The 12,740-nt window shown below is 56.9% G+C and carries 12 protein-coding genes; 6 read left to right on the forward strand and 6 right to left on the reverse strand.

Going from position 1 to position 12,740, the window contains the following annotated elements; genetic code table 11:
* The first annotated feature begins 13 nt into the window (after nt 1–13).
* The 5 genes from SynBIOSU31_RS13240 to SynBIOSU31_RS13260 all read left to right on the forward strand — a co-directional run bounded on the left by SynBIOSU31_RS13240 (nt 14) and on the right by SynBIOSU31_RS13260 (nt 8,144).
* On the forward strand, nt 14–2,026 hold the full coding sequence (locus tag SynBIOSU31_RS13240; RefSeq protein ID WP_186490739.1) for an NAD(P)H-quinone oxidoreductase subunit 5: 2,013 nt from the start codon (nt 14–16) through the stop codon (nt 2,024–2,026).
* Nucleotides 2,027–2,209: 183 nt separating this feature from the next.
* Nucleotides 2,210–3,916 (forward strand): iron uptake porin, encoded by a 1,707-nt coding sequence (locus tag SynBIOSU31_RS13245; protein WP_186490741.1) that lies wholly within the window; start codon nt 2,210–2,212, stop codon nt 3,914–3,916.
* 361 nt (nt 3,917–4,277) lie between these two features.
* Nucleotides 4,278–5,948: an NAD(P)H-quinone oxidoreductase subunit 4 gene (locus SynBIOSU31_RS13250; RefSeq protein ID WP_186490742.1), complete on the forward strand. Its 1,671-nt coding sequence runs from the start codon at nt 4,278–4,280 to the stop codon at nt 5,946–5,948.
* A 73-nt stretch (nt 5,949–6,021) separates the two neighbouring features.
* A complete protein-coding gene (locus SynBIOSU31_RS13255; RefSeq protein WP_186490750.1) occupies nt 6,022–6,921 on the forward strand; it encodes a segregation/condensation protein A in 900 nt (299 codons plus the stop codon).
* Between the two features lie 44 nt (nt 6,922–6,965).
* Entirely contained in the window at nt 6,966–8,144 is a 1,179-nt protein-coding gene (locus SynBIOSU31_RS13260; protein WP_186490752.1) for a nucleotidyltransferase family protein, read from the forward strand.
* Here the strand turns inward: SynBIOSU31_RS13260 and SynBIOSU31_RS13265 are convergent.
* Nucleotides 8,125–9,018, reverse strand: a complete 894-nt coding sequence (locus tag SynBIOSU31_RS13265; RefSeq protein ID WP_186490754.1) for a methylenetetrahydrofolate reductase — start codon at nt 9,016–9,018, stop codon at nt 8,125–8,127. The genes SynBIOSU31_RS13260 and SynBIOSU31_RS13265 overlap by 20 nt on opposite strands.
* A 91-nt stretch (nt 9,019–9,109) precedes the next feature.
* Between SynBIOSU31_RS13265 and SynBIOSU31_RS13270 the strand changes: the two genes are divergently transcribed.
* Nucleotides 9,110–9,388: a helix-turn-helix domain-containing protein gene (locus tag SynBIOSU31_RS13270; protein ID WP_186493093.1), complete on the forward strand. Its 279-nt coding sequence runs from the start codon at nt 9,110–9,112 to the stop codon at nt 9,386–9,388.
* Nucleotides 9,389–9,603: 215 nt separating this feature from the next.
* On the opposite strand, the gene SynBIOSU31_RS13275 is transcribed toward SynBIOSU31_RS13270, so the two are convergent.
* From SynBIOSU31_RS13275 to ndhI, 5 genes are read right to left on the reverse strand one after another with little or no spacing between them, the layout of a single operon-like run.
* On the reverse strand, nt 9,604–10,110 hold the full coding sequence (locus SynBIOSU31_RS13275) for a CYTH domain-containing protein (protein WP_186490756.1): 507 nt from the start codon (nt 10,108–10,110) through the stop codon (nt 9,604–9,606).
* Nucleotides 10,111–10,120: 10 nt separating this feature from the next.
* A complete protein-coding gene (locus tag SynBIOSU31_RS13280) occupies nt 10,121–11,062 on the reverse strand; it encodes an NAD(+) kinase (RefSeq protein ID WP_186490757.1) in 942 nt (313 codons plus the stop codon).
* 16 nt (nt 11,063–11,078) lie between these two features.
* Entirely contained in the window at nt 11,079–11,411 is a 333-nt protein-coding gene (nuoK, locus tag SynBIOSU31_RS13285) for an NADH-quinone oxidoreductase subunit NuoK (protein WP_066909066.1), read from the reverse strand.
* Nucleotides 11,412–11,429: 18 nt separating this feature from the next.
* Nucleotides 11,430–12,029 (reverse strand): NADH-quinone oxidoreductase subunit J, encoded by a 600-nt coding sequence (locus tag SynBIOSU31_RS13290; protein ID WP_186490759.1) that lies wholly within the window; start codon nt 12,027–12,029, stop codon nt 11,430–11,432.
* On the reverse strand, nt 12,026–12,697 hold the full coding sequence (gene ndhI, locus SynBIOSU31_RS13295; protein ID WP_186490761.1) for an NAD(P)H-quinone oxidoreductase subunit I: 672 nt from the start codon (nt 12,695–12,697) through the stop codon (nt 12,026–12,028). The genes SynBIOSU31_RS13290 and ndhI overlap by 4 nt, the downstream gene beginning before the upstream one ends.
* Nucleotides 12,698–12,740 lie beyond the last annotated feature (43 nt).

The following is a 12,740-nucleotide window of genomic DNA, read 5'->3' on the forward strand; positions in this document are numbered from 1 at the left end:
CTGTTTTGTCTGGATGCCCTCGGCTGCCGACTCCGCCTGGTTGATTCCAGTGCTGCCCTTGTTCGGGGCCCTGATTACTGGTCTTGGTTTGATCAGCTTCAACCGCACGATCAACCGATTGCGAAAACCGGTGGCACTGCTGCTGATTAGCTGCATCGGTGCTGCCGCAGTGATCAGTTACGCGGTGCTGTTAGAGCAACTTGGAGGCGCACCACCAGTTGAGCACCTCTTCATTTGGGCAAGCGCAGGTGACTTCGTCCTGCCGATGGGTTATGTGGTCGACCCTCTGGCCGCAGTGATGCTGGCTCTGGTCACCACTGTGGCCTTGCTGGTGATGATCTACTCACACGGCTACATGGCGCACGACAAGAGCTATGTGCGCTTTTTCACCTACCTGGCCATCTTCAGCAGTTCGATGCTGGGTTTAGTGGTGAGTCCCAACCTGCTCGAGATCTATGTGTTCTGGGAGTTGGTGGGCATGTCGTCCTATCTGCTGGTGGGCTTTTGGTACGACCGAGATGGCGCAGCACATGCCGCCCAAAAAGCTTTCGTCGTCAACAGGGTTGGTGACTTCGGCCTCTTGCTCGGCATCCTTGGCTTGTTTTGGGCAACAGGCAGTTTCGACTTCCAGGGAATCGCTGATGGGCTTTCAGCGGGTGTGAGCAGCGGCATCGTGCCGGGCTGGGCAGCACTGCTTCTCTGTCTGTTTGTGTTCATGGGCCCGATGGCGAAATCGGCCCAGTTCCCTCTTCACGTCTGGCTGCCGGATGCGATGGAAGGGCCAACACCGATCTCGGCACTGATCCATGCCGCCACGATGGTGGCTGCTGGCGTGTTCTTGGTGGCACGGCTCGAACCGCTCTACAGCCAGTTCCCGAGCGTAGGTGTGTTCATCGCCGTCACCGGAACGATCACCTGCTTTCTGGGGGCCTCGATCGCCCTTACTCAGATGGACCTGAAAAAAGGACTGGCCTACAGCACTGTGTCTCAGCTGGGGTACATGATGCTGGCCATGGGCTGTGGAGCTCCAGTAGCCGGCATGTTCCACCTGGTGACCCATGCCTTCTTCAAGGCGATGCTCTTCCTGGGATCGGGATCCGTGATTCACGCCATGGAGGATGTGGTGGGACATGAACCTGTGCTCGCCCAAGACATGCGACTCATGGGCGGTCTGCGCAAAAAGATGCCGATTACAGCCATCACCTTCCTGATCGGCTGCATTGCCATCAGTGGCATTCCCCCGCTGGCAGGTTTTTGGAGCAAAGACGAGATTCTGGGTCAGGCCTTTGGCACGTTCCCCATCCTTTGGGTGGTGGGCTTTCTCACCGCCGGCATGACCGCGTTCTACATGTTCCGGCTCTACTTCCTCACTTTCGAGGGAGAGTTTCGAGGCAACGATGAGGCCATGAAGGCCAATCTCATGGCTGCTGCCGGCAAGGCTATTGATGAAGACCATGCACACCATGCGGGCAGCCTGCACGAATCACCATGGCCAATGACCCTGCCACTGGTGGTGCTTGCGGTCCCATCCGTCTTGATCGGTCTGCTCGGGACCCCATGGAACAGTCGCTTTGCCGGACTTCTTAACCCCGAAGAAGCGCTTGAGATGGCGGAACACTTCAGTTGGGGGGAATTCTTGCCTCTTGCAGGAGCCTCGGTTGCCATCTCCGTGACCGGAATCAGCGTGGCAGTACTCGCCTATGCCCTGCGTCGCATCGACCTCGGTGAGCTGGTGGCAGCTCGTTTCCCAGCCATTAATGCCTTCCTTGCTAACAAGTGGTATCTGGATGACATCAACGAGAAACTGTTCGTCCGCAGCAGCCGCAAGATTGCACGCGAGGTACTAGAAGTCGACGCCAAGGTGGTTGATGGAGTGGTGAACCTCACCGGTCTGCTCACGCTCGGCAGCGGTGAAGGTCTCAAATACTTCGAAACCGGCCGCGCTCAGTTCTATGCCCTGATCGTGTTCGGCGGTGTCATCGGTCTAGTTGTGCTCTTCGGTGTGCTTGGCGGCCCGATCAATTGAAGCAATGAATTGATCGGATGAATTGATCGGAGCGACTCGCTGGCTCTGCTCAAAGTCACTGACTTGGGCAGAGGCTCATTGATCAAGAGACTCTCTGGCACAACCCCTCAAGCACTCACTCGGAAAAACCCTCAACGTGTGAATGGTGCTTGAAGCGCCGGTTCTGTGTGAGGACCCATCCCCATGAAATTGTTCAAGCAACTGCTGGTTGCTCCTGCTGCTCTGGGCCTACTGGCTCCGATGGCTGCTGGCGCGACTGAAGTCAATGTTGCCGGTGTTTCCGACTACGCCTCCGTGTCTCATGGCACGGCTGCTGTGGATCAGGTCACCAGCATCACCCAATTCTCAGACGTCTACCCGAACGACTGGGCTTATCAGGCACTCAGCAACCTGATCGAGCGCTACGGCTGTGTTGCTGGTTATCCCAACGGCACCTACCGCGGCAACCGTGCGATGACCCGCTTTGAAGCGGCTGCACTGTTGAACGCCTGTCTCGACCGCGTCACTGAAGTGACCGACGAGCTCAAGCGTCTGATGAAAGAGTTCGAAAAGGAACTCGCGATCGTGAAGGGCCGCGTTGACGGTCTGGAAGCTCGCGTTGGCGAACTGGAAGCAACCCAGTTCTCCACCACCACCAAGATGAAGGGGAACACCACCTTCGTGATCGGCGCCAACAGCTACGGCGGTGACGCCAATGAATTTGGGCAGTTCGGCTCCAATCCTGCTGTGAACAACAGCAAAAAGATGGCGGACCTGGCCAACGCCAATCTCGGTGCGGTCACCTTCAACTACGACATCAAGATCGATTTTGATACCAGTTTCACTGGCAAGGATCTGCTGCGCACGCGTCTGAGGGCAGGCAACTTCGACACGAGTGCCTTCGGTTTCGGCGCAAGCACTGGCATTCGCAGCCCTTTTTATAAAACAAGCACTTACTCGACAGCGTCAGGCTTGGAAGTGGCCTTTGAGGAGGGTGATGGCCTCAACATCGACCGCATCTTCTACCAGTTCCCTCTGGGTAGCTCTTTCACCGTCACAGCAGGCGGCAAGGTTCGTCAGGACGACATGCTCGCCGTCTGGCCGAGTGCGTACCCCTCAGACACCATCCTTGATTACTTCACCTATGCAGGTGCTCCCGGTGCCTACAGCTTGAATCTCGGTTCTGGTGCTGGCGTCTGGTGGAGCAACGACGGTTTCAGCATCAGTGCCAACTACGTTTCCACAAACGGCTCTGAGGGCAATCCCAAAAAGGGAGGCATCGCCACCAACGGTGCGTCCGGAACAGGCACGGTTCAACTGGCCTATGCCGATTCCAGCTGGGGTATCGCCGCGGCATACACCTACAGCTCCAAGAAGTGGGGAGCCGTCTATGAGTCAACGGGGACTCCCCTTGCAACGGAAGCTGGAAAACTTGGCAACAGCAACAATGTCGGACTGAGCGCCTGGTGGCAGCCTGAAGATTCGGGCTTTATTCCCTCCATTAGCGCCGGCTGGGGCCTCAGCTCCACGACCGGTGCGGATGGCAGCACTCTGTTCGACTATGAATTTGATTCCGCTACCTCGCAGTCCTGGTATGTGGGTCTGCAGTGGAGCGATGTCTTCCTGAAAGGCAACAACGCCGGCATGGCTGTTGGTCAGCAGGCATTCGTGACCTCAATTGCGCTGACCGGAGACCCTGGCACCGCTGCGTGGAGCTCCTCCTCCAACGCGGAAGACAATCTTGCGCGCGATGGTCAGTACGCCTGGGAATTCTGGTATCAGTTCCAGGTCACCGACAACATCTCCGTGACTCCAGCCCTCTTCTATCTGAGCCGCCCCCTGGGCTCAGCCACCCAGAATGAGAGCTTCAATCAGTTCGGTGGTCTGGTGAAGACCTCCTTCCGCTTCTGATCTGAAGTCTGCGACTTTCTACTAATTGTTCGAGCACTTCAAGCTTCCTCAACGAGGGAGCTTTTTTATTGCTGGACCAAGTCGTTCTTTGACTCTGAAAACAACGACCTTTGCCCACTGAATCAAGAGAGCTGATTTGGCTTGGACTCCGCGGCAATGGAGATGAATGCAGCGAATATGTCATCAATCTCACACGTTGTGGTTGATCACAGCGACAACTTTTCCCCGATATTCCGGGTTCTGGAGAAGCCTGATCAGCAGATCAGCACATCAATCCGGGTTATGTGTGTCAACGCCTATCGACTGAGTGCCAGTACAGCCAGGATTTCTACACTCCCAACAGTGGTGAAAGGACTTTTCGTTGCTGGAGTTTGCCGTCAGTGCTCCCTTTGACCCTGCAGCGGATATCGCAGCAGGAATCATTCCAGCTCAGTTTCCTTGGCTGAGTCTTTCCATCCTCTTCCCGATCGTGGGCGCGTTAATTGTCCCCTTCATCCCCGATCAGGGAGAAGGGCGACAAGTCCGCTGGTTCGCTCTTGGCATCGCTCTAACCACCTTCCTGATCACAGTCGGGGCCTATCTCAGCGGTTATGACCCCAGTTTCAGTGGTCTGCAGCTTTCCGAACGTGTCAGCTGGCTGCCGAGTCTTGGACTCACCTGGGCCGTTGGGGCGGATGGGCTCTCCATGCCTCTCATCCTGCTGACCAGCTTCATCACCGCTCTGGCGGTCCTGGCCGCCTGGCCGGTCACCTTCAAACCCAAGCTGTTCTTCTTTCTGATCCTGGCCATGGATGGCGGTCAGATCGCAGTCTTCGCAGTCCAGGACATGCTGTTGTTTTTCCTGGCCTGGGAGCTGGAACTACTGCCTGTTTATCTCTTGCTTGCCATCTGGGGCGGCAAGAGGCGTCAGTACGCCGCCACGAAATTCATCCTTTACACAGCAGGCAGTTCTCTGTTCATCCTGCTTGCGGCTTTAGCCATGGGCTTCATGGGAGGCGGTACTCCCAACTTCGAGTACACCGTGCTGGCACAGAAAGGATTCAGCACAAGCTTTCAGCTGCTCTGTTATGCCGGTCTGCTGATCGCCTTCGGGGTCAAATTACCGATTGTTCCTCTGCACACCTGGCTACCAGATGCTCATGGCGAAGCGACAGCGCCAGTGCACATGCTGTTAGCAGGAATCCTGCTGAAAATGGGCGGCTATGCCCTGATGCGCTTTAACGCCGAAATCCTGCCTGAAGCCCATGCCCAGTTCGCACCACTGCTTGTGGTGCTTGGTGTGGTCAACATCATTTACGCAGCACTCACCTCTTTCGCTCAGCGCAACCTCAAACGCAAAATTGCCTACAGCTCCATCAGCCACATGGGTTTTGTGCTGATTGGCATTGGCAGTTTCAGCGCTCTAGGAACGAGTGGAGCGATGTTGCAGATGATCAGCCATGGCCTGATCGGGGCCAGCCTATTTTTCCTGGTGGGAGCCACCTATGACCGCACCCACACCCTTCAGCTCGATGAGATGGGTGGTGTGGGTCAGAAGATGAGAATCATGTTTGCTCTTTGGACCGTCTGCTGCCTGGCATCCCTCGCACTCCCAGGCATGAGTGGATTTGTGAGTGAATTGATGGTGTTCACAGGTTTCGCCACCGATGAGGCCTACACACTGAGCTTCCGAATCGTGATCGACGGACTGGCCGCGATCGGTGTGATCCTGACGCCGGTCTATCTGCTCTCCATGTTGAGGGAAATCTTCTTTGGCAAGGAAAACGCCCAGCTCACCACCAACACGAACCTGGTAGATGCGGAACCTCGCGAGATCTACATCATCGGCTGCTTGCTGGTGCCGATCATCGGTATCGGTCTCTACCCGCGTTTGATGACCGACAGCTATCGCACAGCGATCGAAGCTCTGGTAGATCGAGATGTCGCAGCCATGGAGGTGATCACCCGACCCACTGCGCCGCTGATTCGCAGTGGCAGCCTGGCGCCAGCCATGCTCAGGGCCCCTCAGCTGATCTCTCGCAACGGATCCTGACCAGTAACTCGGAGAGGGGCTGGCCCGATCAATCCATCACCGGTATTTTTCCGGCAGACGGCCAAAGGCTTAGATGGATGCCGGGCTGAGTCAGAGAGCTGATGCCGGTGCGAGGCTCGCCATTCGTCTGCTTCAGGACGCTGCTCAGCAGGGTGACCTCGATCCATGGGATGTGGATGTCATTGCTGTGGTCGATGGCTTTCTGGATCAGCTGAAGCAACGGATCGAAGTTCCTCGCCAGGTTGAGGAAGCGTTAAAGCGACGTGGAGGAAGCTATGAACGTGACCTGGCCGACAGCAGTGAAGCCTTCCTGGCAGCGTCGGTGCTGGTGGGCCTGAAGGCGGAAGTCCTTGAAGCCAGCACGTTCCCGCCACAACCAGACGTGGAGGACATGTTTGAAGCAGATTTTGCTGACCAGGGCTGGCTAGATCCAAGCTTCGACATCCCTCGCCACCCCGAGCGACACCTACAACGCCGACCGGTGGCACCTCCACCTCTGCGGCGCCCGGTCACCCTTGGGGAACTGATCGAACAACTGGAATCGATTGCGGAACAGCTCGAATCAGACGAACTAGAAATGCGCCGGCGTCAGCGTCAAAAACGCTATTCCAACAAGGAAGCGATCGCGCAGGTGGCAGCGCTCGCTCACCGGGAGAAACTGCCAGAAACCACCGCTGCCATGGGTATCTTCCTGAATAGCTGGGAAGCAGCCCTCCAATGGGTCAATTTCGAAAACCTGGTCATTCAGTGGAACGCCATTGCCGACGACGACCTGGACAAGGACCGCGTCGGGGTTTTCTGGGCGCTTTTGTTCCTGTCATCACAAGGCCAGGTTGAACTGGAGCAAATGGACTCACTCCACGGTCCGATCCGACTTAAGCGCTTACTGGCTCCGGGCACCGTGGCTCAGATGCCTCTGGCCAGCCTTGACGTGCCAGCTGTCATGCCGGCCGAGGGGGCCGTGGCCGCTTAACCACCCCCTTATGTTGGCTTATCCGTAGTAAGCCTGTAACGCCGATGAAGGCGATGATCCTGGCCGCGGGCAAGGGAACAAGGGTTCAGCCGATCACGCATGTGATCCCCAAACCGATGATTCCGATCCTGCAGAAGCCAGTGATGGAGTTCCTGCTTGAGCTGCTCAAGGAGCATGGTTTCGCAGAGGTGATGGTCAATGTGTCCCACCTGGCTGAAGAGATCGAGAACTACTTCCGAGACGGCCAGCGATTTGGCGTCGAAATTGCTTACAGCTTCGAAGGTCGTATCGAAGATGGTGAACTGATCGGTGACGCTCTGGGCTCCGCTGGCGGGCTGAAGAAAATCCAGGACTTCCAGACGTTTTTTGATGACACCTTTGTGGTGTTGTGCGGCGATGCACTGATCGACCTCGATCTCACCGAAGCGGTGAGACGACACCGGGAGAAGGGTGCTCTCGCCAGCCTCATCACCAAACGTGTTCCGAAGGAACAGGTGAGCAGCTATGGCGTTGTCGTGAGTGATGCAGAGGGACGCATTCAGGCCTTTCAGGAAAAGCCGAAGGTGGATGAAGCCCTGAGCGACACCATCAACACGGGCATCTATCTCTTCGAACCGGAGATTTTCGAGCACATCCCCTCGGGTGAATCCTTCGACATCGGCTCGGATCTGTTTCCCAAGCTGGTGGAGGTCGGTGCACCCTTCTATGCCCTACCCATGGAGTTCGAATGGGTCGACATCGGCAAAGTTCCCGATTACTGGCGGGCGATCCGCAGCGTGCTTCAAGGTGATGTCCGCCAAGTGGGCATTCCTGGCAAAGAAGTTCGTCCTGGGGTTTACACCGGCCTGAATGTGGCGGCCAACTGGGACCGGATCAACGTTCAAGGCCCTATCTATGTCGGTGGCATGACCAAGATCGAGGACGGAGCAACGCTGATTGGTCCAACGATGATCGGGCCCAGCTGCCACATCTGCGAAGGCGCCACGATCGATAATTCGATCATCTTCGACTACTCCCGCATCGGTGCAGGCGTGCAGCTTGTCGAAAAGTTGGTGTTCGGCCGTTACTGCGTCGGCAAAAATGGTGACCATTTCGACCTTCAGGAAGCGGCTCTCGACTGGTTGATCACCGATGCCAGGCGCCAAGATCTGGTAGAACCCTCCCCTCAGCAGAAAGCGATGGCTGAATTGCTCGGGACTGATCTCACGACGGCCGCGAGCTGAGGCCAGCTCGCTCGAGCACTTCAGGTATCCGCTCTTCCGCTTTAACAGCCATGACATGAACGCCCTGAGCAATCCCGGCAAATTGCCGGACCTGCTCAGCCGCGATGGCGATTCCCTCGGCCGCAGGATCATCGGCCTCATCGAGTCGTGCAATCAGGCGGTCTGGAATGTTGGCTCCAGGAACCTTCTGATTGATGAAGCTGGCATTCCTGGCTGATTTAAGTAGAAACACCCCTGCCAGAACAGGCAGCTCCATCGGAGCAGCCATGTCTCGGCAGAAGCGCTCCAGCACCCCAGGATCCATCACCATCTGGGTCTGAACGAAACGAGCACCTGCTTCGCGTTTGCGCTCCAGCCTGCGCTTGAGCCCCGACCAGCTTGCGCAGTGTGGATCAGCGGCAGCTCCCGCAAACAAAGTTGTGGGGCCATCGGGCAGGTTCTCCTTAACAGGATCTTCACCACGGTTGAAAGCGCTCACCTGCTGCAGCAGCCGTACCGACTCCATTTCGTGCACAGGGCGAGCCGAAGGTTGATCACCGGCCTTCACGGAATCGCCTGTAAGACACAGCAGATTTCTGATACCGAGGGCATGGGCACCGAGCAGATCCGCCTGAATTCCAATGCGATTGCGATCACGCCCAGCCATCTGCAGCACAGGCTCAAGGCCGGCGTCCAACAGCAAACGACAAACCGCCAGGCTGCTCATGCGCATCACAGCACGGCTGCCGTCAGTGACATTGATGGCCTGAACCCAGTGGCGCAGGAGATTGGCCATGGCAAGGGTATGACTGGGATCTCCCCCACGGGGCGGCATCACCTCAGCCGTGACTGTGACGGCACCAGCCTCAAGACTGCGCTGCAGCGCTGAACCCAAACCCTTCAAATGCTTCTGATGGACACTATGGAAGATCGCCGGTCAGGAATGAATGCCTAGGATGGTGTCGGAAGAACCGTCGGTGTCCAGCATGGTGAATGGCGATGGACATGGGTCCTCGAACATCTCACTCTCGACGCGGGAGGTTGAAATCATCGAACTGGTGGCAGAAGGATTGACCAACCAGGAGATTGCAGAGCGGCTCACCATCAGCAAACGGACGGTCGACAATCACGTCAGCAACGTCTTTACGAAGACTGGTTCCAAGAACAGAGTGGCCCTGCTCAATTGGGCAATGGATCACGGGAAAATCTGCCGGGACGGCTTCAACTGTTGCCTACTCCCGGAATCATCCGCTGACGAGTCCTGACCGCCAGCGGTAGAGGCAAAGGCAGATCCATCAGGGAGCATCTGGCCAAAGAAAGGTCGAACAGCTCGGCATATGCGACACAGGCCTCCCGATCCAGTCCGATGAACCGCAGAATTCCGTCGTGGTCGTAGAGGCCGTGCACGAGTCACTTCCCGATTCCCGATCCAAATCTAAAGGAAAACTAAAGACTGTTACAAGGGGCGTGGGTGATTGTCTTAATTCCGCGCCAAACCATGGCGCTGCCTCTTCTCCAGAGACCAGCTTGAAACCGGCTGATGAGCCAGTGCTGCATTGCTCCAGAAGCCCTCGCCAGTGACCTCCTGACCACACCACATGGGAAGGTCAAAGGCATCTGAAACATCACTGAGCTCCACCTCCGCCAGCACAAGCGGTGCATTTTCTCCTTCAAAGCAATCCACCACCCACTCACCGCCTGGAAGCGACAAGGCAAAACGGGTCTTGATCAACCGATGGGGCGCAAGAGTCCAGAGGGCTTCGGAATCGGCAGATGGCAGTTCGTATTCGAATTCATGGCGAGCAATTCCCTCCGCCGGTGCCTTGAGCGTGAGCCAGGCTTTTCCGTCGGCCCGAAGCCGCACCCGAACGGTGAAACCCTCCTCACTGGAGGCCAGATAGCCTTGCCTGAGGTGCTGTGGCTCGCCGGCATGGGCACGCCAGCCAGACCCTGTGACCAGGAAACGGCGTTCGATCTCGAGGGGCATCGCTGAGCTGTCAGTTGGGCGAGGGAATCGTGTCCACCAGGCTCCCCGCCCAGTGCAACTTGCGTGAAAGGGTGCGGTAATAAGAGGGCGACTGCTCCAACTGAACCATCAGCGCATGGTGAGGAGCCCTTTGAATCACGCAGCATTCACCGGGACACAGCACCGGCCCACTGGCACCATCCTTCCAAAGCTTTACCGGTCGATAGCCGTCTCCAAGGGGCCAGATCACCAATCTTGACCTGGGTGGAAGCACCACCGGACGACTGGAGAGACTCATCGGACAGATGGGGCTCACGATGATGGCATCAATTCCTGGGTGAAGGATGGGTCCTCCTGCTGCCATCGCATAGCCGGTTGAACCGGTTGGCGTCGCCAGGATCAGACCATCACCCCGCACTTGATCGACCACTTCCCCGTCAATCTCCAGTTCAAGAGTGCAGGTGGGCGCAAGTTCTTCCTGACAGGGGCGCAGATACAGATCATTCAGAGCCCAATGACGCTCAATGTCATCCGCGGCACAACCTCCTTCTCCAGACACTGAACAGTTGAGGTCATCCGCTCGGTTCACGACAGCCTGCAGCATCATGCGGCGTTCCATCGCGAAATGATCATCCTGCAGGCGTCGCCACAAACCATCACGACGAATCAGCCCAGGCTCATGGGTGAGGAAGCCGAGATGACCTCCGACGTTGAAACAGAGAAGCGGCACGTCATAAACAGCCAAATGCCGAGCAGCACCCAGAACTGTGCCATCGCCTCCAAGCACCACCGCCAGATCAGGGAGTTCTGGTTCCGAAGCGAGGAGCCCTGGGAAGGGATCCGCGCTCAGGCCGCTCATTGCCACGGATACAGTCACGCCAAGAGACTCCAGCGTCTTGGCACAAGCCTTGGCCTCTTTCAGTGCCAGAGGGCTTTCTGCCCTATAGATCAACCAGACCCGTTGCAGACGCATGATGAGGGCGCCGGCCCTACCAGCGCAGAAGATTGAAGCGTTCCATGTCCACTGTGACGCGATTGCGATAGAGCGACAAAAGAATGGCCAAACCAACCGCAGCTTCAGCAGCAGCGACTGTGATCACGAATACTGAGAAAATCTGACCACGGATCAACTGGCCGTCCACATAGGAGGAGAACGCCATCAGGTTGATATTCACACCATTGAGCATCAGCTCGATGCTCATGAGCACCCTCACAGCATTGCGACTGTTGATCAGCCCCCAGACGCCAGTGCAGAAAAGCACTGCGGCGACAAGCAGATAAGCCTCGAGAGGAACGGAACCGGACAGCAGCTCGGAGAGCATGAGAAGAAGAAGAAAACGTCAGGAAGGTGGTTGATCAACCAGGAGGGGAGTCCGGGCCTTTTCAATCAGGCCTTGATCAGCAAGTTCACCAGTTCCTGGATCAACGGCCTGAACATCGCGTCGAGCCAGAACAATGGCTCCGATCATGGCCATGAGCAGCAGGACTGAAGCGAGCTCAAAAGGAAGCAAATAATCGGTGAAGAGGTGCTCACCGATTCGAACAGTGGCGTCTTCTCCGATCGGCTCTGGCCCTTCAGCCCAAGGGGTAGTGACGACCACCCTCGTTAACAGGGCGAAGAGGCCGGCACAGACACCGCCGGAAAGCAGGCGACGCAAGGTCAAACCTGGAATCGGAGCGAGATCTTCCTTTTTGTTCACGAGCATGATCGCGAACAGGATCAGCACGTTCACAGCACCGACGTACACGAGCACCTGGGCTGCCGCCACGAAACTGGCATTGAGCAGCAGATACAAACCAGCCACTGCCAAGAACACGCCTCCAAGCAAGAAGGCGGAATAGACGATGTTGCTGAGTAGAACTACGCCGAGAGCTCCCAGCACAACCACAAAGCTGAGCACCAGAAAGCAGATCAGCTGCGTGGACGCTGCGATCGTCATTCGGCACTCTCCTTGGAATCAGTGGACGCTGTGGTTGATTCTCCCGCATCCACTGTTGACACAGCTGCAGCTGACTTCATGGCTGCCAGCTTCATGGCTGCCAGCACCTGATCAGGTCGCTGACCGGCACGTGGTCGATCGGGATCCACAACATGGGGATCAAGCTCGCCGGCCGGAAGGTAAGCAAGTTCTCGCAGGGGCAGAACTGATGGGTCTGTCGTCACGCTGGTGGGAAGACGCCCTAGTGCGACGTTGTCGTAGTTGAGGCTGTGACGGTCAAATGCTGCCAGCTCATACTCTTCGGTCATCGAAAGGCAATTGGTGGGGCAGTACTCCACGCAGTTGCCGCAGAAAATGCAAACCCCGAAATCGATCGAGTAATTACGCAGTTCTTTCTTCTTGGTGGCTTTGTTCATCACCCAATCCACCACAGGCAGGTTGATCGGGCAGACACGCACGCACACCTCACAGGCAATGCACTTGTCGAACTCGTAATGAATGCGTCCCCGATACCTCTCAGACGGAATCAGTTTCTCGTAGGGGTACTGCACCGTCACAGGACGGCGCTTCATATGGTCAAAGGTGACGGAAAGACCTTGCGTGAGATTGCGCGCCGCATCTACGGCATCTCTGGTGTAATCACCAACCTGTTTGAGAAAACCGAACATGGCCTGAGGAAGGGGAGACGGAGAAACCGCTAAAACAAGAGCC

Source organism: Synechococcus sp. BIOS-U3-1 (genome assembly GCF_014279975.1).
Lineage (GTDB): Bacteria > Cyanobacteriota > Cyanobacteriia > PCC-6307 > Cyanobiaceae > Synechococcus_C.